This window comes from Propylenella binzhouense (assembly GCF_009866965.1).
GTDB lineage: Bacteria > Pseudomonadota > Alphaproteobacteria > Rhizobiales > Afifellaceae > Propylenella > Propylenella binzhouense.
The window spans coordinates 1-20380 of record NZ_SPKJ01000020.1 but is presented as its reverse complement, the minus strand read 5'-3'; the positions used below and the strand labels follow the sequence as shown (position 1 = coordinate 20380).

Genomic DNA, 20380 nt, shown 5'->3' with positions numbered 1-20380 from the left:
AAGCGATGACCGGACCGGCTTCGGCCGAGGCGATCGCCATTCTCGCCGGCGCCGGGACGCTCCCTTCCGTCGTGGCCGCGGCCGCGGAAGCGGCGGGGCACCGGCCGGTGCCGATCGCCATCGAGGGCGAGGCGGACCTCGCCTCCCTCGCGCGCTGGCCGGCGCACCGTCTGCGCTGGGGCGAGATCGGACGCCTGTTCCGGATCCTCGCGAGCGAGGGCTGCGGCCGCGCCGTCTTTGTCGGCGGCATCTCGCGCCGGCCCGATCTCGGCCAGCTCGCGCCCGATCTCGGTGCCCTGAGGCTGCTTCCGCGCGTGTTCTCCCTGATGCGGGGCGGCGACGACCGTCTCCTCGCCGGGGTGGCCGCCATCTTCGAGGAGCGGAACGTGCGCATCGTCAGTCCGCTCGAGGTGGCGCCCGGCCTCGCGCTCGGGACCGGGGTTCCGACCAGGCGGGCGCCGTCCTCGGACGATCTCAGGGACGTCGCGCTCGCGACGGCTGCCGCCCGCGCCATCGGCGCGCTCGATATCGGACAGGCCGCCGTGGCCGTGCAGGGGCGCGTGGTGGGCCTGGAGGCCGCCGAAGGGACGGATGCGCTCCTCGCCCGGATCGCCGACCTCCGGCGCGAGCGCCGGATCGCCGCTTCGGGAGGCGTGCTGGTCAAGTGCATGAAGCCGCGCCAGGACCCGCGGCTCGATCTCCCGACGATCGGGCCGACGACCGCGGAGAACGTCGCCCGCGCCGGTCTGTCCGGCGTCGCGGGCGAGGCCGGACGGGCGCTCGTCGCCGGTCGTGCCGAAACGATCCGCGCCCTCGATGCGCGCGGACTGTTTCTCCTCGGCGTGGAGGCCTGACGGATGCCGAACCCGCTCCGGATCGCGATCGTGGTCGGAGAGGAATCCGGGGACCAGCTCGCCGCCGGCCTCATGGATGCGCTCCGGCAGAGGCGGCCTGAGGCGGAATTCTTCGGGGTCGCGGGCGAACGCATGATCGGGCGCGGCGCCCGGACGGCGTTTCCCGTGGCCGACGTGGCGGTGATCGGCATCGGGGCCATCGTGCTCCACGTGCCGCGGATCGTCAGGCGCGTTCATCAGGCGGTGGACGCAGTGGTCGCCGGTGCTCCCGACATCCTGGTCGTCGTGGATAGCCCCGGCTTCACGCACTCGGTCGCCGAGCGGGTGAAGCGCCGGCTGCCGGACCTTCCGATGGTGGACTTCGTCTCGCCGTCGGTGTGGGCCTGGAAGTCCTGGCGTGCGCCGCGCATGGCGAAATACTTCGACCACGTTCTGGCGCTGCTGCCCTTCGAGCCGGCCGTGCACCGCCGCCTCGGCGGCCCGCCCTGCACCTATGTCGGCCATCCGCTGATCGAGCGCCTGGGCGAGCTCCGGCCGGCGGAGGGCGAGCGCGTGCCGGTCGGGGAGGGGGCGGTCCTGCTCGTGCTTCCCGGTAGCCGGCGGAGCGAGATCAACCGCCTGATGCAGCCGTTCGGCGAGGCGGTCGCGCGCGTCGCGGCCGAGGTTCCGGGGCTCGAGGTGATCCTGCCTGCGGTCGGGCACCTGAGGCGGGAGATCGAGAGCCGTCTGGAGACCTGGCCGGTGAAGCCGAGGCTGGTCGCCGGCGAGGCCGAAAAGTTCGCGGCGTTCCGGCGGGCGCATGCGGCGCTTGCGGCATCCGGCACGGTGACCCTGGAGCTCGGCCTTGCCGGCGTTCCGATGGTGGTCGCCTACCGGGTCGACCCGATCGCCCGGCTGCTGAAGCCGCTCCTCAAGGTCCCCTCGATCGTGCTGGCCAATCTCGTGCTCGGCGAGAACGCGATTCCCGAGTTCCTCGACGACTCCGGCTCCCCCGAAACTCTTGCGGCGGAGGTGACGCCGCTCCTGAAGGACGGCCCGGAGCGGCGCAGGCAGCTCGCCGCGCTCGCACGGCTCGACCGCCTGATGGCCCTGCCGGGCGGCGGCCGCCCGAGCGACAGGGCGGCGGAGATCGTGCTCGAAACGCTCGCGGCGGCGCCCGCGAGGACCGCCGCCGCGAAGATCAGCCGCTAGCGCGGTCGCAGATCAGGCGCGCTCTTCGAGCGGCACGTAGTTGCGCTCGGTGGCCCCGATGAAGAGCTGACGGGGGCGGCCGATCCGCTGCTTCGGATCCTCGACCATCTCCTTCCACTGCGCGATCCAGCCGACGGTCCGCGCGAGCGCGAAGAGGACCGTGAACATCGTCGTCGGAAAGCCCATCGCCTTCAGCGTGATGCCGGAATAGAAGTCGATGTTCGGGTAGAGCTTCTTCTCGATGAAGTATTCGTCGGTCAATGCCATCCGCTCGAGCTCCATGGCGACGTCGAGAAGCGGATCGTCCATGCCGAGCTCCTTCAGCACCTCGTGGCAGGTCCGCTGCATGATCTTGGCGCGTGGATCGTAGTTCTTGTAGACGCGGTGGCCGAAGCCCATCAGCCGGAACGGGTCGTTCTTGTCCTTGGCGCGTTCGACGAATTCCGGGATGCGGTCGGGGGTGCCGATCTCGGACAGCATGTTGAGCGCCGCCTCGTTGGCGCCGCCATGGGCCGGGCCCCAGAGACAGGCGATGCCGGCCGCGATGCAGGCGAAGGGATTGGCTCCCGAGGAGCCGGCGAGCCGGACGGTGGAGGTCGAGGCGTTCTGCTCGTGGTCCGCGTGCAGGATGAAGATTCTGTCCATCGCGCGCGCGAGCACCGGGCTCACGACATAGGGCTCGCACGGGACGGCGAAGCACATGTTCAGAAAGTTGGACGCATAGTCCAGGCTGTTCTGGGGATAAACGAAGGGCTGGCCGATCGAGTACTTGTATGCCATTGCCGCGATGGTCGGCATCTTGGCGATCATGCGGATCGAGGCGACCATCCGCTGGTACGGGTCGGCGATATCCGTGGAGTCGTGATAAAAGGCCGAGAGCGCGCCGACGACGCCGGTCATGACCGCCATCGGATGCGCGTCGCGCCGGAACCCGGTGAAGAAGCGCGCCATCTGCTCGTGGAGCATGGTGTGGCGCGTGACGCGGTCGTCGAAATCGCGCTTCTGGGCCGGGGTCGGCAGCTCCCCGTAGAGGAGCAGGTAGCAGGTCTCGAGGAAGTCGCCGTGCTCGGCGAGCTGCTCGATCGGATAGCCGCGATAGAGCAGGACGCCTTCGTCACCGTCGATATAGGTGATCGAGGATTCGCAAGACGCCGTCGAGGTGAAACCGGGGTCCAGCGTGAACATTCCGGTCTTGGCGTAGAGGCTCGAAATATCGATCACCGAGGGGCCGATCGTGCCGTGCTCGATGCCGAATTCCCAGCTCTCATTGCCGACCATAAGCCTGGCAGTCTGATCGCCCATGCCGTTCCCCTCATGTCGGAAGGACACGGGCGGGAGGCAGTCTCCGGGTCTTACTTTCCCGGGGCGCTTGGCCAGGCCCGTGTCGGGTGGAATTCCTGAGTTTGCTAGACCTTTTTGCAGTGCACCGCAAGCTGCCGGGCGAGCCCGTCAGACTGACTGATCGGCGATCCTTGCGAGCGATTCCTCGCGGCCGAGCGCGACCATGACGTCAAAGATCGGAGGCGAGGAGGAGGCGCCGGTGAGCGCGGCGCGGAGCGGCTGAGCCACCTTCCCGAGCTTGAGCCCCTCAGCCTCCGCGAACGAGCGGACCGTCTCCTCGAGGCTGGGAACCTCCCAGGCTGCGTCCCGGAGAAGGGGAGCGAGCCTGCCGAGCGCGGTCCGCGCCTCCGGCGAAAGGATGTCGGCGGCCTTCTGCTCGAGGTCGAGCGGGCGCCGGGCGATCAGGAAGCGCAGCCCGTCGGCGAGCTCGACGAGCGTCTTTGCCCGCTCCTTGAGCGTCGGCATCAGCGCGAGGACGCGCCGCCGAAGCTCGGGGTCGAGGCGCTCCGCGAGGGTGGCGCCGCCCGGGATCTCGGGCAGGATCGCCTCGAGACGCTCGAGCAGGTAGCCGTCCTCCGCGTGCCGCATGTAATGGCCGTTGAGGTTCTGGAGCTTCGCGAAATCGAAGCGGGCGGGAGAGCGCCCGATGCCGTCGAAATCGAACCAGGCGGCCGCCTGCTCGGAGGAGAAGATCTCGTCGTCGCCGTGGGCCCATCCGAGCCGCGCGAGATAGTTCCTGAGCGCCTCGGGAAGATAGCCCATGGCGCGATACGCCTCGACCCCGAGCGCGCCGTGGCGCTTCGAGAGCTTGTGGCCGTCGGGGCCGTGGATGAGCGGGATGTGCGCCCAGACCGGCACGCCCCATCCGAGCGCCTCGTAGAGGACCGTCTGGCGCGCCGCGTTCGTGAAATGGTCGTCGCCGCGGATGACGTGGGTGATGCCCATGTCGTGGTCGTCCACAACGACGGCGTGCATGTAGGTCGGGGTCCCGTCGGAGCGCAGGATGACGAAGTCGTCGAGGTCCTTGTTCGGGAAGGCGACGCGCCCCTGCACCTTGTCGTCGACGACCGTCTCGCCCGCCTGCGGAGCCTTGATGCGCACCACCGGCGCCACCCCGGCGGGCGCCTCGGCAGGGTCGCGGTCGCGCCAGCGGCCGTCATAGCGCGGCGGAAGCCCCTTGGCGCGGGCCTCCTCGCGCATCGCCGCGAGCTCCTCGGGCGAGGCGTAGCAATAATAGGCGCGTCCGGACTCCACCAGCTGCCGGGCGACCTCCGCATGGCGGTCGCGGCGGGCGAACTGCGAGATCGGCTCGCCTTCCCAGTCGAGCCCCAGCCAGGTCAGCCCCTCGATGATCGCGTGGATCGCGGCGTCGGTCGAGCGCTCCCGGTCGGTATCCTCGATCCGCAGCAGCATCGTGCCGCCATGCCCGCGCGCGTAGAGCCAGTTGAAGAGGGCCGTCCGGGCCCCGCCGATATGGAGGAAGCCGGTCGGCGAGGGCGCGAATCGGGTGACGACGTCGGACATGGAGAGATGCTGCTATGTGGTGGAGCGCGCGCCTCATGTAACATAGGGCCTTCAGCGCACAAGGGCCGGGCCATGGCCGAGACGGACCGCGGGGAGTTCGAGCCGGGATTCGGTCCGACCGACATCGGGGCGCTCCGCGCGCCCCTCCGTATCCGGTCCGGCTGGTTCCTGCTCCTGCCGGCCTGCCTCGCCGCCATGCGCAGAAGCATCGACGCCGAGCTCGACGAGCGGCGCGGATTCCAGTGGCTCGCGGTCGCCTTCGGGACCGGCGCGCTCATCTATTTCGGACTGCCGCGCGAGCCGGTTGCCGCCGCCGTCGCGGCTGCGGCCGGGCTTGCCGCGGCGGCCGCCGCCACCGCCTATCACACCGGGCGCCGGCACAGGCTCCTCGTGCTCCTCGCCGTCCTTCTGCTCGGCCTCGCCGCCGCGAAGGCGCGCGTGGAGATGCTCGACGGGCCGTCGCCCGGGGGGCGCTCCGTCGTCACGCTCACGGGCCGCGTGATCGCGCTGGAGGAGCGGACCGGCCGCCGGCCGCGGATGGTCCTCGACCGGATCGAGGCCGCGGGCACGGCGGAGGGCCCACTCCCGCGCTCGGTGCGCGTCTCGCTTCGCCCCGGCGCAGAGCTTCCGCCGCTCGGAACCAGGATCGAGGCGCGCCTGCTGCTGATGCCGGTGCCCGGCCCCTCTGTTCCCGGCGGCTACGATCCGCGCCGCGCGGCCTTCTTCGACGGGATCGGGGCGAGCGGATTCGCGCTCGGGGACTGGCGCGGGGCCGGCGAGGCCGGCTGGCCGGGTCCGCGCCTCCTCGTCGCCGAGATCCGGCGGCGGGCGGTCGATCGGATCCTCGGGATCGCGCCGGGCGAGGCGGGCGCTGTCGCCGCGGCGCTCCTCGTCGGCGAACGCGGCGGGCTCTCGGACGCCACCAAGGAGAGCCTGCAGCGCTCGGGCCTCGCCCACATCATCTCGATCTCCGGGCTCCACATGATGCTGGTGGCGGGGACCGCCTTCTTCCTCGTCCGCGCCTTCCTCGCCCTCTCGCCTGCGCTTGCTCTCGGCCGGCCGATCCGGGGCTGGGCGGCAGTCGCCGCGCTCGTCGTCGCGACGGCCTACCTCGCGATCTCGGGCGGAAGCGTCGCGACGGTCCGGGCCTATGTGATGGCCGCCATCATCTTCCTCGCCGTGATCGCGGGGCGCCCGGCGCTCTCGATGCGCAATATCGCGCTCGCGGCCTTCGTGGTGATCGCGCTCGAGCCGGAAAGCGTGCTGGAGCCGGGATTCCAGATGTCGTTCGCCGCGGTCGTCGCACTCATCGCCGGCTGGGAAGCCTGGCGCGACCGGGAGACGGACCTCGCGGGCGACCCGCTCTTTCCCGGCCACGGGCTCCTGCGGCAGGCTTGGCGCGGCGTCTCCGGCATCGCGCTCACGACGATCATCGCGAGCCTCGCGACCGCGCCCTACGCCGCCTACCATTTCGAGCGCGTCACGAGCTACGCGCTCGTCGCCAACATGCTCGCGATGCCGGTGGTCTCGACCCTCGTCATGCCCGTCGGCCTCGTCGCCCTCGTGCTGATGCCGTTCGGCCTCGACGCCGCGCCTCTCGCCCTGATGACGGCAGGGATCAGGATCGTGCTCGGCGTCTCGGACTGGGTGGCGTCGCTCCCGGGCGCCTCGTTCGGCGCCCCGCCGGTCTCCGCCCTCCCGCTCGGGCTCGTCACGTTCGGATTCCTGTGGCTCTGCCTGTGGCGGCTGCGCTGGCGCCTCCTCGGCATACCGGTCGTCGCGCTCGGCCTCGCGCTCGTTCCGCTCATGGGAGCGCGGCCCGACATCGTCGTCTCTGCCGAGGGCGCCGTCGCGGTGCGCGACGGAACCGGCGTGCTCCGCATCGCTGGCGCCCGCGCGGGCTCCTTCACGGCCGGGCAGTTCCTGGAAGGCGAGAGCGCCCCGCCGGATCCGAGTGAACTCGCACGCGGCACGGCCTGCGACGCCGCGGCGTGCCTTCTCCCTGCCGGGCAGGGCCGGCTCGTTTCGCGGGTGACGGCGCCGGCCGCCTTCGCCGAAGATTGCGCGCGGGCGGACGTCGTCGTGACGCCGCTCGCCGCGCCGTCCTTCTGCGCCGCCGCGATCCTGATCGACGCGGCGCGGCTGGCGCGGTCGGGCGCCCATGCGATCCGCTTCGCGGGGGAGGGCGGGCCGGCTATCGTCACCACGGCGAGAGGGGAGAATCCCCGGCCCTGGCAGTGAGTTTCCGCGCCTGCCTCAGTAGCGGCGGAGGAGCGCTGCCAGGCGGCCCTGGATCCGCACCCGGTCCGGTCCGAAGATGCGGGTTTCATAGGCCGGATTCGCGGCTTCGAGCGCGATCGACGCGCCCTTCTTGCGGAGCCGCTTCAACGTCGCCTCCTCGTCGTCGATGAGGGCGACGACGATGTCGCCCGATTCGGCGCTGTCCTGGCGCCGGATGACGACGAGATCGCCGTCGTGGATGCCGGCCTCGATCATCGAATCGCCGCGCACCTCGAGCGCGAAATGCTCGCCGCCCGGCAGCATGTCGGGCGGAAGGCCGATCGTCGACGTATGATTCTGGATGGCGGAGATCGGCACGCCGGCCGCGATCCGGCCCATCACCGGGATCGACGCGACCTCGCCCGGCTGGGCTTCCGCGCGCGGGGGCTCCTCAGGACGCTTCGCCGGCGCCGCGACGGGCGCCTTGCCGAGCCGTCCCTCGATCACGCTCGGCCGGAAGCCGCGTTCCCGCGCCGGCGCGCCGCCGGCGACCGCCTCCGGGATCTTCAGCACCTCGAGCGCACGGGCGCGGTTCGGCAGGCGCCGGATGAAGCCGCGCTCCTCGAGCGCGGTGATCAGGCGGTGGATGCCCGACTTGGACTTCAGGTCGAGCGCATCCTTCATCTCGTCGAAGGAAGGCGGAACGCCCGATTCCTTCAGGCGCTCGTTGATGAAGAGCAAGAGCTCGAGCTGCTTGCGCGTGAGCATCGCTTTCCCCCGGCGGCGTCGAATCCCGCGTACAAATCACGAACGAAACTTACTCGTTCATGCACTGTTCCGCAACTGGCCGCCCGGGCCGATGTTACGCGCCGATGTTACGAGCCGAGAAGGAGGACCGGGACGTCGGATCCGGCCTCGATCGCGGGAGCGAAGGGCGGCCGCACGATCAGTCCGTTCGCGGCCGCGAGCGTGGCGAGCATCGAGGAATCCTGGCGGGAATAGGGCGTGGCGACGTGCTTGCCGTCCCGGCGCTCCACGCGGGCGCGGACATAGTCCTGGCGCCGGTCGTTCGCCTTCATGTCCGCACCGAGCACGGCCGTCTCCGGTTCGGTGTCGAATGCGGTGCCGAGCATCGCGGCGATTAGGGGCTTCAGGAAGATGTGCCCGCAGACGAGCGTGGAGACCGGATTGCCGGGCAGTCCGAGCACGCGCATCCCCTGCAGCCGGCCGACCATCAGCGGCTTGCCCGGCCGCATCGCGATCTTCCAGAAGTCGAGGGCCATGCCGCGCCCGACGAGCGCCGGCTGCACGAGGTCGTGCTCGCCGACGGAGGCGCCCCCGGTGATGACGAGGATGTCGGCGCCGGTGGCGCGGTCGACCGCGTCCGCGATCGACTCGATCGTGTCGGCCGCGATCCCGAGATCAACCGGCTCGCCGCCGGCCTCGCGGACCAGGGCAGCGAGCCCCAAATTGTTCGACGAGACGATCTGGTCCGGCCCGGGCGCTGAGCCGAGCGGCACGAGTTCGTCGCCGGTACCGAGGATCGCGACCACCGGACGGCGCCGGACCGCGACGGTCGGCCGGTTCATGGCCGCCGCGAGCGCGATTGCCCGCGGGTCGAGGAGCCGCCCGGCGTGGAGGAGCACCTGTCCCTCCGTGAAGTCGAGCCCGGCCGGGCGCACGAACTGGCCCGGCGAGACGGTCTCCTTGGGCAGGATGCGGTCGCCATCGGCCACCGCGTCTTCCTGGATCAGGATCGCGTCGGCGCCCGGCGGCACCGGCGCCCCGGTGAAGATGCGCACCGCCTCGCCCGGTCCGAGCGTGCCGCGGAAGCGCTCGCCGGCGCGGGATGCGCCGACGACCGCGAGCGGGACGTCGATTGCGACGTCGGCCGCCCGGACCGCATAGCCGTCCATGGCGGAAGCGGGGAAGGGCGGCTGCGTCCTCGCCGCGGCCACGTCGGATGCGAGCACGCGGCCGGCGGCGGCGGCGAGCGGGAGCATCTCCGCCGCGAGCGGGTCGACGCCCGAAAGCAGCCGCGCAAGCGCGTCCTTGACCGGAACGAGGCTCATCGGTCCGCTTCCTCCGGCCGGCGCCAGTCGCCCGAGCGCCCGCCGCTCTTCTCCTCGACCCGGATCGCTTCGATGACCATGCCGCGGTCGACGGCCTTCGCCATGTCGTAGATCGTCAGGCAGGCGACGCTGACCGCGGTCAGCGCCTCCATCTCGACGCCGGTCTTGCCATCGACGCGGGCCGTCGCGGCGACGCGGAGACCGGGCAGGTCCTCGTCCGGCGCGATCTCGACGCTCACCTGCGTGAGCGGCAGCGGATGGCAGAGCGGCACGAGGTCCGACGTACGCTTTGCAGCCATGATTCCGGCGAGCCGTGCGACGCCGATCACGTCCCCCTTCTTGGCGTCGCCCGCCAGGATGAGATCGAGCGTCGCGCGCGCCATCCTGACGGCGCCGGTCGCCCGCGCCGCCCGGCGCGTCACCGGCTTCTCCCCGACATCGACCATCCGGGCCTCGCCGTCGCGGGAGAGGTGCGTGAGATCGCCCGTCATTCGGCCGCCGCGTGCGAATCGGCGGGGGCGAGCAGCCGTCGCGTCGCTTCGGCGACGTCGGCGGCGCGCATCAGGCTCTCGCCCACGAGGAACACGGAAATGCCGGCCGCCTGCAGGCGGCGGATGTCGTCCGGCGTGAAGATGCCGCTCTCGCCGACGAGCAGACGGTCGCCGGGGACGGAGGGCGCCAGCCGCTCGGAGGTTGCGAGCGTCGTCTCGAAGGTCTTGAGGTTCCGGTTGTTGATTCCGAGGAGCGTCGAGGAGAGGCGGAGCGCCCGCTCGAGCTCCGGCTCGTCATGGACCTCGACGAGGACGTCCATGCCGAACTCCAGCGCCGCGTCCTCGAGCGCGCGCGCCTCGTCGTCGGTGACCGCCGCCATGATGACGAGGATGCAGTCGGCGCCCCACGCGCGCGCCTCGGCGACCTGGTAGGGCTCGAACAGGAAGTCCTTGCGCAGCACCGGCAGCGCGACGGCGGCCCGGGCGGCGACGAGCGCTTCCGGCGAGCCCTGGAAGGACGGCCCGTCGGTCAGCACCGAGAGGCAGCTCGCGCCGCCCGCCTCGTAGGCGCGCGCGAGCGCGGGCGGGTCGAAGTCCGGCCGGATCAGGCCCTTGGACGGGCTCGCCTTCTTGATCTCGGCGATGAGCCCGGTTCCGCGCCTGCCGACATCGGCCCTCAGCGCGCGTTCGAAGCCGCGCGGCGCGTCCTGGTCGCGCGCGCGGGCGCGAAGCTCGGCCATCGGGCGGGCGGCCTTCGCGGCGGCGATCTCGGCGCGCTTGTAGGCCTCGATGCGTTTCAGGACGTCCGCCATCGTGCTCACCCGTTCGAGACGGCGACGAGCCGGTCGAGCGCGGCCTTCGCGCGTCCGTTCTCGATGCTCTCGCGCGCGATCGTCACCGCGTCTTCGATGAGCGCGGCGCGGCCGGCCACCATCAGCGCGGAGGCGGCGTTCATGATCGTCACGTCGCGATAGGGCCCGAGCTCGCCCTCGAGCACGCCGAGAAGGGCCTTCGCGTTCTCGTCCGCCGTGCCGCCGATCAGGGCCTCCGGCGCGACCGGATCGACCCCGAACTCGAGCGGGCTCACCTCGAAGACGCGGACCTGGCCGGCCTTCAGCTCCGCGACATAGGTCGTCCCGGTCGCCGTCACCTCGTCGAGCCCGCCGCGCTCGCCGAAGGTGCCGTGCACGATCCAGGCCGATTCCGCGCCGAGCGCGGCGAGCACGTTCGCGACCGGCTCGATCCACTCGCGCGCGAAGACACCGAGCATGTAGCGGCGGACATTGGCCGGATTGCAGAGCGGGCCGAGCAGGTTGAAGATCGTGCGCGTGCCGAGCTCGACGCGCGAGGGGCCGACATGGCGCATCGCCGCGTGATGGTTCGGCGCGAACATGAAGCCGATTCCGGCGTCGCGGATGCAGGCCGCGATCCGCTCGGGACCGAGCTCGATGTTGACGCCGAGCGCGGCCAGCACGTCGGCGGCCCCGGACCGCGAGGAGAGGGCGCGATTGCCGTGCTTGGCGACCGGCACGCCGGCGCCGGCGACCACGAAGGCCGCGGCGGTGGAGATATTGTAGGTGCCCGAGGCATCGCCACCGGTGCCGACGATGTCGATCGCCTCCGGCGGCGCCTCGACCGTCGTCATGCGGCCCCGCATCGAGGCGACCGCGCCGGCGATCTCGTCGACCGTCTCGCCGCGCGTCCTGAGCGCCATCAGGAAGCCGCCGATCTGGCTCGGCGTCGCCTCGCCGGACATCATGATGTCGAAGGCCTGGCGAGCCTCCTCGCGCGTGAGCGGCGTCCCGGAGGCGACCTTTGCGAGGAAGCTCTTCATTCCCGCCCCGTCATGCCGCGCTGAGGCGGCCGCTCGCGCCGTTGAAGGCCGCCGCGATCTCCAGGAAGTTCCGGATGATGCGGTGGCCGTGCTCGGAGGCGATGCTTTCGGGATGGAACTGCACGCCGAAGACCGGATCGGTGCGATGGCGGACGCCCATGATCACGCCGTCATCGCTCTCCGCCGTCACCTTCAGCGCGGGCGGCATGCTTTCCGGCGCGATCGTCAGCGAATGGTAGCGCGTCGCCGAAAAGGGGCCGTTGATGCCGCGGAACACGCCTTCGCCCTCGTGCTCGATCCGGGACACCTTGCCGTGCATGAGGGTCGGCGCCCGGACGACGGAGCCGCCATAGGCCTGCCCGATCGCCTGGTGGCCGAGACAGACGCCGAAGAGGGGCACGCTCCCGGCCGCCTTGCCGATGAGGTCGAGGCAGATGCCGGCCTCGTTCGGGGTGCACGGGCCGGGGGAGAGCAGGATCGCCTCGGGTCGCAGCGCGAGCGCCTCCTCGGCGGTCACCTCGTCGTTGCGCATCACCTTCGGCACCGCGCCGAGCTCGCCCAGATAGTGGACGAGATTCCACGTGAAGCTGTCGTAATTGTCGATGACGAGAAGCATGGCGCCTGGACCCTTCGCTGCGGAATTAGGCCCTTCGCGCATCGCGGGTCAAGGAATCTGCGATTGGTGCCCGGGCCTGCGCAACTGCGCGCCGCGCAGGCGGCGCGGATCGCGGTTCACACAGGCCGGACTCCCTGCCATAGCGCATTGCAGATGCGGAGGGCATGAAGCGTGAGGCGGGCGGCCGCCCTGATGATCCAGGGCACCGGATCGAATGTCGGGAAGTCGCTGATCGTGGCGGGGCTCTGCCGCGCCTTGGCCGATCGCGGACTTCGCACGCTCCCGTTCAAGCCGCAGAACATGTCGAACAATGCCGGCGTGGCCGCGGAGGGCGGCGAGATCGGCCGCGCGCAGATGCTGCAGGCCAAAGCGGCCCGCGTCGCGCCCTCGGTCCACATGAACCCGGTGCTCCTGAAGCCGGAATCGGAGACCGGCGCGCAGGTGGTCGTGCAGGGGCGGCGCTGGGGAACGCTGAGGGCCCGGGACTACGGCAAGCGCAAGTCGGAGCTTCTCGTGCCCGTGCTCGAGAGCTTCCGGAAGCTCGAAGCCGATGCGGACCTCATCCTGGTCGAAGGCGCCGGCTCGCCGGCCGAGACGAACCTCCGCGCCGGCGACATTGCCAATATGGGCTTCGCCGAGGCGGCCGACGTGGCCGTCGCGATCGTCGGCGACATCGAACGCGGCGGCGTCATCGCATCGCTCGTGGGAACGCATGCGGTGCTGGATCCGGCCGATCGCGGGCGCATAAAGGCATTCGTCATCAACCGGTTCAGGGGCGATCCTGCACTCTTCGATGAAGGCGTTGCCGAGATCGCGCGCCGGACGGGCTGGGCGCCGCTCGGAACCATCCCGCATTTCGAGGCCGCCGATCGTCTGCCGGCCGAGGATGTGCTCGGACTGGAGGACCGTACGGCGCGGCCGCGGCAGGGCCGGATCCGGATCGCCGTCCCGCGCCTGCCGCGAATCGCGAATTTCGACGATCTCGATCCGCTCCGGGCGGAGCCCGAGGTGGAGGTGGCGATCGTGGAGCCGGGCTCACCGGTGCCGGCCGATTGCGCGCTCGTCCTGCTGCCGGGCTCGAAGTCCACCATCGCGGACCTCGCCGCTTTGCGGCGCGAGGGATGGGACATCGACATTGCCGCGCACCGGCGCCGGGGCGGCGCCGTGCTCGGCCTCTGCGGGGGATACCAGATGCTGGGCCGGTCGATCGCCGACCCGGAAGGCCTGGAGGGGCCGCCGCAGACGGTGCCCGGGCTGGGGCTGCTCGAGATCGACACGGTGATGCAGGGCGAGAAAACGACGCGGGCGACGGCGGCGCGACACCTCGCGAGCGGCGCCCCGGTCACGGGCTACGAGATCCACATGGGCCTGACCGCGGGCCCCGACTGCCGCCGCCCGTTCCTCGCCGTCGGCGCAGAGAGCGAGGGGGCGGTGTCGGCGGACGGCCTGGTGGCCGGCTGCTACCTGCACGGCCTCTTCGCGTCGGATGCCTTCCGCCGGGCCTTCCTCGCCGGGCTCGGCGCGACGGGCGCCATCCGGTACGAAGCGGGCGTCGAGGCTGCCCTCGACGCCCTGGCGGCACATCTCGCCCGCCACCTTTCGCTCGACGCGATCCTCGCGCTTGCCGCGGAAAGGCGCCGGGGCGGCTGACAGCTACTGGTTGGCGGCAGCCTTCTTCGGCAGTTCGACGCGGGTCGCGGTCACGCGGCGGTCCTTGCGGACGATGCCGTAGATGACGCCGGGATCGGAATGGTCCCACGCAATGCCCTGGCCGGCGATGTCAGCCGGCGCCGTCGCCGCCCACTTCAGGATCGAGCCGACCTCCGGGAACTCCATCCGGTAGATCTCGGCCGGGTCGTGTCCGGAAAGCCAGAGCTTGCCGTCGGGGCCCCAGGAGCCGCCGGAATTGCTCATGTCCTCGAACTTCTCGAGGAGCGCGTCGGGCAGGATCCATGCCTCGGCGACCGTCCAGCCGGGGTCGAACCGGACCACCTGCGTCGTGTACTTGTTGCCGTAGGCGTTGGGGCTGCGGTCGAAGACGCGGTTGTAGTTGGCGAACGCGCCGTACCAGACGCCGTCATGCTGGTCGAGCCAGGTCAGCGAGCCGCGATCGATGCCGAGGCTGTGCGTCTCGAGATGCTTGAGCGTCGCCGCGTCCCAGACTTCGACCGAGCTCGTCATCGGCCATTCCGGATAGTTGGAATGGGCCGTGTAGATCTTGCCGTCGACGACGGCCGCGCTGTCGAGATGCTTGAGCGGGCCGCCCTTCTCGCCGGATTGCACGGCGACGCGCTTGCCGGTCGCCTTCTCGTACTTGGCGATGGTGCGGTTGTCGATCGCGTAGAAATACGTGTCGTCGACGCCGACCGCCTGGTTGGCCTCGGGGACCTCGTAGGAGCGCAGCGTCTCGGACTTCAGGGTATCGGTCGGTTCTTTCGTGCCTTCCTGCGCGAATGCGGGCGCGGCGCAGATGAGGGCGGCGAACAGGATGCCGGCAGTGGTCTTGCCCATGGGATCTCCTCGGAGCGAAGCGGACGGACCGCGACGTCTTCGCCGCTTCCTGCGTCGGCAGAATTGCAGTCCGGTGACGCTTGGAAGACGGCCGGGGAGGCCGCTATCCGGCGAGGATTGCGAGGGACGCGACCAGCGCGAGGCCGAGGGACCAGGCGAGATCGGTCACCCGCAGCGCGGCCCGGACGTCCTGCGGCCCCGCCTCGGTCCGGCCGCCTTCGCCGAGCCACGCCCCGTCGACGATCTCGGTGCCGTAGCGGCGGGGTCCGCCGAGCGCGAGCCCGAGCGCCCCGGCCATGGCGGCCTCGGGCCAGCCGGCATTCGGCGATCGGTGCCGGGGCGCATCCCGCCAGGCAGCGCGAATCGCCGCGGCGAGACCGTTTCCGCCCAGGGCTGCGGCAAGCGCGATCAGCGCCGCCGTGAGCCGCGCCGGAACGAGGTTGAGAAGGTCGTCCAGGCGCGCCGCCGCCCAGCCGAACGCCGCGTGACGCTCCGAACGGTGGCCGATCATCGAATCGGCGGTGTTCGCCGCCTTGAAGAGGAAGAGGCCTGGAAGCCCCAAGAGACCGTACCAGAAGGCGGGCGCCACCACGCCGTCGCTGAAGTTCTCCGCGAGTGACTCGATTGCAGCGCGCGCGACGCCTGCCGCGTCGAGGCGCGCGACGTCGCGGCCGACGATCATCGACACGGCCTGCCGTGCGGCCGCAAGCCCGCCGTCCCGGAGGGCCCGGGCGACCGCGCGGACATGGTCGAGGAGGCTCTTCTGGGCGAGGAAGATCGCGACGACCAGGGCCTCGACGACCGCGCCTCCGGAGACCGCCGAGAGGATGCGGTCGAGGATAAGGCCGGCGGCGACCGACAATCCGGCGAGGACCGCCAGCGCGGCCACGCCCGCGACCCGCCGCGTCCGGAACGAATGCGTCGGACGATTCAGCGCGGCGTCGAGGCGGCCGATCAGGCGGCCGGCAAGGACGACGGGATGCGGCAGCCGGTTCCAGAGCCAACCGGGATCACCGACAAGGCGGTCGAGAACCAGTGCGGCGGCGAGGACCGCGAGGTGCTCCGGGACCGTCATAAGGATGCGAGCGCCGCCTCCAGGCGGGCGAATCCGCGGTCGTCCGGCGGCAGCCCGATCCGGATCAGCCCGGGCCGGTCATCGAAGATCCGCGTCCATATGCCCCGGGCGGCGAGACGCGCGTGCACGCTTGGCGCGTCGGGCGCCGCTGCGAGCACGAAAAGCCGGCATCCGCCGGCGACGGCGAGGCCCGCCCCCTCGACCAGGGACCGCAGGCGCTCCGAGGCCGTCGCAAGCGCCCGCCGCGTCTCGCCGTGCCACGCGGTATCGAGAAGAGCCGCCGTGCCGATGGCGAGCGCCGGCGCCGAGACGGGCCAGTCGCCGAGGCGCAGGCGGAGCGGCGCGAGAAGCCGGTCCGGGCCGATCGCGAAGCCGAGCCGGATCCCGGGCAGGCCGAAGAACTTTCCGAACGACTTGAAGACGAGGACGGGACATTCGAGGTCGAGATGCGGCGCGAGACCCGGTTCGTCCTCCACATCGGCGAAGGCCTCGTCGACCACGACGAGCGCCTTGCCCGTGCGCCGGCCGGCGAGGGCGCGGAGATCGATCGGCGATACGGCATGTCCGTCCGGATTGTTGGGATTGACCAGGACGATGCTGTGCCCGGACGGAAGCGCGGAAAGCGCCGCACCATCGTGCGCGACGCGCGCCGGATGCGCGCCTCGCCACGCTTCGCCGTAGCTGCGGTAGGACGTGTCGGCCAACGCGACCGGGCCCGGAACGAGATCGGGCAGGAGCCTGATCAGCGGCTCCGTGCCCGGTGCGGCGATGAGCCCCAGGTCCGGCGGGACGGCGTGGAACGCGCGCGCGGCCGAAATGAGCCTGTCGAGGTCGGCCCGGGCGGGCAGCCGGTCGATGCGCCCGAGCGCGGCGGCGCCCATCCGGTGCGCCGGCCAGGGATGCGGATTGACCCCGGTCGACAGATCGAGCCAGTCCGCTTCCGGAACCTTGTATCGGCGGATCGGATCGCCGAGATCACCACCATGGCGCATTCAGATCTTTTCCCGGGGTTCCGTCACTTCCGCGACATTGTGGCCCGCCACGCCGGAGACGGCGCGCCAGTAAAGTTTACGTGATCATTCAGCTTGTGCCGGAATTGCCTGTCTGATAACGACTGCCGGCGGCCTCGTGGCGGAGTGGTGACGCAGCGGACTGCAAATCCGCGCACCCCGGTTCGATTCCGGGCGAGGCCTCCACCCCCGATCTCCTGAGCAGGCGGGAGCGGTCAGACGCCGCTCCCCGAGATGCTGTGTCCGAGCGCCCGGAAGAAGGCCTTGGTCGCGATCCACAGCGCGCCCGATATCACGGCGACGATGCCGAAGGAGACCACCGCCGTCGCCCAGCCGATGATGGCGAAGATGCCGTCGCGCTGCATCAGCGCGAGCGCGAAGGAGGCGATCGAAAGCGCCGGAACCATGTTTGCGAACGGGATCGGAAGAAAGAGAATGATGGCGAGAAGCAGACATGTCAGTCCGATCAGCCTGTCCCCGAGCGGGCCGAACATGAAGGTCAGCCGCGGCATCATCAGGCGTTCGGTCCTGCGCAGATAGGGCAGGCCGTAGGCGAGGGCGCGCTCGTAATCGGCCTTCCGTATCGTGCGGCGGCCGACGAAGTCGGGAAGCCAGAGCACGCGCCTGCCGAGCGCGAGCTGGCCGGCGATCAGGATGAGCGGTGCCCCGAGAACGGCCGAGCTTCCCGGCGGCAGCGGCACGAGATTGGGCGCGGCGAGCAGGAAGAGCAGCGCGCCGAACGCCCTGTCTCCGAAGATCATGGCGATATCGGCGACCCTTATGTTGTCGCCGGCATCCTGGAGAACCTGGCGCAGCAGAGCGGAAAGCCGTGTGCGGGGGGGACCGTTTCGCCTGCTGAAGCGGGGCCTGGGAAGCTGCATGGCCCGGTTCTAGCGCATTCCTGCCCGTCCGGCAGCAGCGGCGATGCTGCGCAGGGCGCGTCCAATCGCCTTGTGCGGGCGCGCCCGCGCCAGTAGAACCACCCGGTCCCGAGACCGCAGGCAGCACGATGACCGACTTCGCCCTTCTCCGGCAACGGATGGTGGAAAACCAGATCCGTCCCAGCGAAATCACCGATCGTCGCCTCATCGCCGCCTTCCTCGCCACGCCGCGCGAGATCTTCGTCCCGCCTTCGCAGAAGCCCTTCGCCTATGCCGACAAGGACCTGCCGGTTGCGAGCGGCCCGGAAGGCGACCGCGCCATGATGGCGCCCGTGCAGCTCGCCCGGCTCGTGCAGGCGCTCGATGCCGGGGAGTCCGACGTGGCGCTCGTGGTGGGCTGCATGACGGGCTACTCGGCCGCCATCCTCGCGCGCCTCGCCGCCTCGGTGGTCGCGGTGGACGAGGACGAGGTGCTGGTCCGGACGGCCGAGGAGCGGCTGCGGGACCTCGCGATCGACAATGCCGCCGTGCTGCGGGGCAAGCTCACGGAAGGCTATCCGGACGAGGGACCCTACGACGTGATCCTGATGGATGGGGCGGTCGAGGTCAGGCCGGAGGGCATCCTCGCCCAGCTCGGCAAGGGCGGCAGGCTTGCCGTGGTCGAGCGCGCGGACCGGATCAGCCGGGCCGTCCTCTACGAGCGGACGCGGCACGACGAGATCGGCCGGCGGCCGCTCTTCGAGGCATGGGTGCCGATGCTTCCGGGCTTCCGGCGGAAGCCGAGCTTCGTCTTCTGAAGCGCTCTCCTGGCGTGGGCGCACTGTTGCAATTCGGCCGCGGTCGGAGCCGAAAAGCCCCGCCGAGGGCGCAGCGGGTACGGTTCCCGATGGCCCACGTGCTAAGACACGCTTACGGTCCCGGCACTGTACAGGTCCCGCGGGCCCGAGGCTCCGGTCAGTAATATGTCGTCGAGGTCCTCGTGTACAAGAAAGCCAGACTCCTTGCATGCGCAGGCGCGTGCAGCCTCCTGCTCGCGCCGGGCTTGGCGCGCTCGGAGACCGTGATCGAGGCGCTTGCCGCCGCTTATTCGTTCAATCCGCAGATCAACGCGGCGCGCGGCAACACGCGGGCGGCGGACGAATACGTTCCCCTGGCGAAGTCCGGCCGCCGGCCCACCGCGGCCCTGACGGGCGACGTCACGATGGAGAGCTTCAACCAGAGGCGCAGCGGGCTCGAGACCTCGCAGACCCGCACCGATGGCACCGTCGGCCTGCAGGTGAACCAGACGCTCTTCAAGGGCTTCCAGACGAAGAACGCCATCCGGCAGGCCGATGCGAGCGTGCTCGCAAGCCGGCAGCAGCTCGAGAACACGGTCCAGTCGGTGCTGTTCCAGGCGGCCCAGGCCTATATGGACGTGATCCGCGACACCGCCATCCTCGAGGCGCGCCGTCAGACGGTCGGGTTCCTGGAAGAGCAGGTGAGGGGCGCTGAGGATCGGTTCGAAGTCGGCGAGACGACGCGGACGGATGTCGCGCAGACGCGCGCCCGCCTGAGCGCCGCCGTCTCCGACGTCAGCCTGGCTGAAGCCAATCTCAGGGTGAGCGAGGCGACCTACCGTCAGGTGATCGGCCACGATCCGCGCAATCTGCAGGCGAACTTTCCGTTTACGCGCCATCTGCCGAAATCGCTCCCCCGTGCTGTCGATCTGGGCCTCACCGAACATCCCGCCGTGCTCTCCACCATCTACAGTGCGGAGGCCGCGGCCTTCGCGGTGAAGCAGCTCGAAGGCCAGCTGCTGCCGACGGTGAGCATCCAGGGCACGGCCTCGTCCCAGTTCGGCATCGGCAACGACGACAGCGTCGATTCGGTCGCGATTTCCGGCCGCGTGAGCATTCCCATCTACCAGGGCGGCGCGGTCTCGGCGCAGATCCGCCAGGCCAAGGAGCAGCTCGGCGTCGCCAAGATCCAGAGCGACGTCACGCGGGACCAGGTCCGCGCGACCGTCGTGTCGAACTGGAGCCAGCTCGATTCGGCGAAGGCCTCGATCATTTCGGCGAGCGCCCAGGTCGAGGCCGCCCGCATCGCTCTCGCCGGCGTCCAGGAGGAGAGGGCGGTCGGGCAGCGGACGACCCTCGACGTGCTGGACGCGGAGCAGGAGCTCCTCGACGCCCGCGTGAACCTCATCAATACCCAGCACGACCGCCTGGTGGCTTCGTTCGGCCTCCTCTATGCGACCGGCCGGCTCGCCCCGACCACGCTCGGCATTCCCGTCGCCGTCTACCGGCCCGAGGCCCACTACGAGGCGGTCAAGGACAAGTGGTTCGGCCTCCGCACGCCTGATGGCCGCTGAGCGTGGCCGCGGGCGCGCCGGCCTCTGACTTCCTGACTCCGCTCCTGTAGAATCGTGGAGACTGCAGGCGATTCGGCGGCGGCCGACACCGGAGGGGGAGATATGGCCAATCCAAGCGCGGCGCACGAGCCGTCGATGGAAGAGATACTCGCGTCGATCAGGCAGATCATCTCGGACGACGAGGAGGGCGCCCGCCGCAGCCAGGCCGATGCCTCGGCATTCGGAGCGGAAAGAGCGGGCGGGCTCCGCGCGGTGGAGACCCGACGGAGCGATCCGGCCCCGGCTGCCCGGCCAAGCGCCGACGGCGAAAGCGACAGCGAGCCGGCCCCGCATGCGGCGCCTCCGTCCGCGGCCTCGCCGGCGGTGCGGCCGGAGACGGCCGGGGAGCCGGCGGCTTCGGCACACCGGCC

General features: G+C 70.8%; 18 protein-coding genes, 1 tRNA gene and 1 pseudogene. 8 read left to right on the top strand and 12 right to left on the bottom strand.

Annotated elements, in window-relative coordinates; all coding sequences use genetic code 11:
* The first annotated feature begins 5 nt into the window (after positions 1-5).
* Both E4O86_RS08340 and lpxB read left to right on the top strand, forming a co-directional pair.
* Positions 6-854: an LpxI family protein gene (locus tag E4O86_RS08340; RefSeq protein WP_161140073.1), complete on the top strand. Its 849-nt coding sequence runs from the start codon at positions 6-8 to the stop codon at positions 852-854.
* A 3-nt stretch (positions 855-857) separates the two neighbouring features.
* Entirely contained in the window at positions 858-2045 is a 1188-nt protein-coding gene (gene lpxB, locus E4O86_RS08335; protein WP_161140072.1) for a lipid-A-disaccharide synthase, read from the top strand.
* Between the two features lie 12 nt (positions 2046-2057).
* Here lpxB and E4O86_RS08330 read toward each other — a convergent pair whose 3' ends face one another.
* A complete protein-coding gene (locus E4O86_RS08330; protein WP_161140071.1) occupies positions 2058-3347 on the bottom strand; it encodes a citrate synthase in 1290 nt (429 codons plus the stop codon).
* A 147-nt stretch (positions 3348-3494) separates the two neighbouring features.
* Positions 3495-4910 (bottom strand): glutamate--tRNA ligase, encoded by a 1416-nt coding sequence (gltX, locus tag E4O86_RS08325; RefSeq protein WP_161140070.1) that lies wholly within the window; start codon positions 4908-4910, stop codon positions 3495-3497.
* Positions 4911-4982: 72 nt separating this feature from the next.
* On the opposite strand from gltX, the gene E4O86_RS08320 reads away from it, so the two are divergent.
* Complete coding sequence (locus E4O86_RS08320; RefSeq protein ID WP_161140069.1) at positions 4983-7151, top strand: ComEC/Rec2 family competence protein; 2169 nt, start codon at positions 4983-4985, stop codon at positions 7149-7151.
* A 15-nt stretch (positions 7152-7166) separates the two neighbouring features.
* Here E4O86_RS08320 and lexA read toward each other — a convergent pair whose 3' ends face one another.
* From lexA to E4O86_RS08290, 6 genes are all read right to left on the bottom strand, one after another.
* Positions 7167-7898 (bottom strand): transcriptional repressor LexA, encoded by a 732-nt coding sequence (gene lexA, locus E4O86_RS08315; RefSeq protein ID WP_161140068.1) that lies wholly within the window; start codon positions 7896-7898, stop codon positions 7167-7169.
* A gap of 107 nt (positions 7899-8005) precedes the next feature.
* Positions 8006-9202, bottom strand: coding sequence for a molybdopterin molybdotransferase MoeA (locus tag E4O86_RS08310; RefSeq protein ID WP_161140067.1), 1197 nt, complete (start codon positions 9200-9202; stop codon positions 8006-8008).
* Complete coding sequence (gene moaC / locus E4O86_RS08305; protein WP_161140066.1) at positions 9199-9693, bottom strand: cyclic pyranopterin monophosphate synthase MoaC; 495 nt, start codon at positions 9691-9693, stop codon at positions 9199-9201. Before moaC ends, E4O86_RS08310 begins: the two co-directional genes overlap by 4 nt.
* The gene (trpC, locus tag E4O86_RS08300; protein ID WP_161140065.1) at positions 9690-10505 is read right to left on the bottom strand and encodes an indole-3-glycerol phosphate synthase TrpC; all 816 of its coding nucleotides are present in this window, start codon (positions 10503-10505) and stop codon (positions 9690-9692) included. The genes moaC and trpC overlap by 4 nt, the downstream gene beginning before the upstream one ends.
* Before the next feature lie 5 nt (positions 10506-10510).
* On the bottom strand, positions 10511-11527 hold the full coding sequence (gene trpD, locus E4O86_RS08295) for an anthranilate phosphoribosyltransferase (RefSeq protein WP_161140064.1): 1017 nt from the start codon (positions 11525-11527) through the stop codon (positions 10511-10513).
* Between the two features lie 10 nt (positions 11528-11537).
* A complete protein-coding gene (locus E4O86_RS08290) occupies positions 11538-12143 on the bottom strand; it encodes an anthranilate synthase component II (RefSeq protein WP_161140063.1) in 606 nt (201 codons plus the stop codon).
* A gap of 192 nt (positions 12144-12335) precedes the next feature.
* Between E4O86_RS08290 and E4O86_RS08285 the strand changes: the two genes are divergently transcribed.
* On the top strand, positions 12336-13793 hold the full coding sequence (locus E4O86_RS08285) for a cobyric acid synthase (RefSeq protein WP_161140103.1): 1458 nt from the start codon (positions 12336-12338) through the stop codon (positions 13791-13793).
* 3 nt (positions 13794-13796) lie between these two features.
* On the opposite strand, the gene E4O86_RS08280 is transcribed toward E4O86_RS08285, so the two are convergent.
* The 3 genes from E4O86_RS08280 to E4O86_RS08270 form a co-directional block, all read right to left on the bottom strand.
* Positions 13797-14654, bottom strand: coding sequence for a cycloisomerase (locus E4O86_RS08280; protein WP_161140062.1), 858 nt, complete (start codon positions 14652-14654; stop codon positions 13797-13799).
* Positions 14655-14757: 103 nt separating this feature from the next.
* Positions 14758-15729, bottom strand: a complete 972-nt coding sequence (gene cbiB, locus E4O86_RS08275) for an adenosylcobinamide-phosphate synthase CbiB (protein WP_161140061.1) — start codon at positions 15727-15729, stop codon at positions 14758-14760.
* A complete protein-coding gene (locus E4O86_RS08270; protein WP_161140060.1) occupies positions 15726-16721 on the bottom strand; it encodes an aminotransferase class I/II-fold pyridoxal phosphate-dependent enzyme in 996 nt (331 codons plus the stop codon). Before E4O86_RS08270 ends, cbiB begins: the two co-directional genes overlap by 4 nt.
* A gap of 130 nt (positions 16722-16851) precedes the next feature.
* Between E4O86_RS08270 and E4O86_RS08265 the strand changes: the two genes are divergently transcribed.
* Positions 16852-16925 (top strand) — tRNA-Cys (locus E4O86_RS08265).
* Positions 16926-16954: 29 nt separating this feature from the next.
* Here E4O86_RS08265 and E4O86_RS08260 read toward each other — a convergent pair.
* Positions 16955-17620, bottom strand: a complete 666-nt coding sequence (locus E4O86_RS08260) for an exopolysaccharide biosynthesis protein (protein WP_161140059.1) — start codon at positions 17618-17620, stop codon at positions 16955-16957.
* A gap of 128 nt (positions 17621-17748) precedes the next feature.
* Between E4O86_RS08260 and E4O86_RS08255 the strand changes: the two genes are divergently transcribed.
* The 3 genes and pseudogenes from E4O86_RS08255 to E4O86_RS23525 form a co-directional block, all read left to right on the top strand.
* On the top strand, positions 17749-18417 hold the full coding sequence (locus tag E4O86_RS08255; protein WP_161140058.1) for a protein-L-isoaspartate O-methyltransferase family protein: 669 nt from the start codon (positions 17749-17751) through the stop codon (positions 18415-18417).
* A gap of 263 nt (positions 18418-18680) precedes the next feature.
* Positions 18681-19970, top strand: a complete 1290-nt coding sequence (locus E4O86_RS08250) for a TolC family outer membrane protein (protein ID WP_343039125.1) — start codon at positions 18681-18683, stop codon at positions 19968-19970.
* Positions 19971-20072: 102 nt separating this feature from the next.
* A pseudogene (locus E4O86_RS23525) lies at positions 20073-20380 on the top strand (DUF2497 domain-containing protein); the annotation flags it as partial.

Bases quoted from the DNA above. Each gene is read 5' to 3' on its own strand.
- cbiB (WP_161140061.1), bottom strand. From the start codon at position 15,729: ATGACGGTCCCGGAGCACCTCGCGGTCCTCGCCGCCGCACTGGTTCTC.
- E4O86_RS08255 (WP_161140058.1), top strand. From the start codon at position 17,749: ATGACCGACTTCGCCCTTCTCCGGCAACGGATGGTGGAAAACCAGATC.
- lpxB (WP_161140072.1), top strand. From the start codon at position 858: ATGCCGAACCCGCTCCGGATCGCGATCGTGGTCGGAGAGGAATCCGGG.
- E4O86_RS08260 (WP_161140059.1), bottom strand. From the start codon at position 17,620: ATGCAGCTTCCCAGGCCCCGCTTCAGCAGGCGAAACGGTCCCCCCCGC.
- E4O86_RS08285 (WP_161140103.1), top strand. From the start codon at position 12,336: ATGATCCAGGGCACCGGATCGAATGTCGGGAAGTCGCTGATCGTGGCG.
- gltX (WP_161140070.1), bottom strand. From the start codon at position 4,910: ATGTCCGACGTCGTCACCCGATTCGCGCCCTCGCCGACCGGCTTCCTC.
- E4O86_RS08320 (WP_161140069.1), top strand. From the start codon at position 4,983: ATGGCCGAGACGGACCGCGGGGAGTTCGAGCCGGGATTCGGTCCGACC.
- E4O86_RS08270 (WP_161140060.1), bottom strand. From the start codon at position 16,721: ATGCGCCATGGTGGTGATCTCGGCGATCCGATCCGCCGATACAAGGTT.
- E4O86_RS08330 (WP_161140071.1), bottom strand. From the start codon at position 3,347: ATGGGCGATCAGACTGCCAGGCTTATGGTCGGCAATGAGAGCTGGGAA.
- trpD (WP_161140064.1), bottom strand. From the start codon at position 11,527: ATGAAGAGCTTCCTCGCAAAGGTCGCCTCCGGGACGCCGCTCACGCGC.
- trpC (WP_161140065.1), bottom strand. From the start codon at position 10,505: ATGGCGGACGTCCTGAAACGCATCGAGGCCTACAAGCGCGCCGAGATC.
- E4O86_RS08310 (WP_161140067.1), bottom strand. From the start codon at position 9,202: ATGAGCCTCGTTCCGGTCAAGGACGCGCTTGCGCGGCTGCTTTCGGGC.
- E4O86_RS08340 (WP_161140073.1), top strand. From the start codon at position 6: ATGACCGGACCGGCTTCGGCCGAGGCGATCGCCATTCTCGCCGGCGCC.
- E4O86_RS08280 (WP_161140062.1), bottom strand. From the start codon at position 14,654: ATGGGCAAGACCACTGCCGGCATCCTGTTCGCCGCCCTCATCTGCGCC.
- lexA (WP_161140068.1), bottom strand. From the start codon at position 7,898: ATGCTCACGCGCAAGCAGCTCGAGCTCTTGCTCTTCATCAACGAGCGC.
- E4O86_RS08290 (WP_161140063.1), bottom strand. From the start codon at position 12,143: ATGCTTCTCGTCATCGACAATTACGACAGCTTCACGTGGAATCTCGTC.
- moaC (WP_161140066.1), bottom strand. From the start codon at position 9,693: ATGACGGGCGATCTCACGCACCTCTCCCGCGACGGCGAGGCCCGGATG.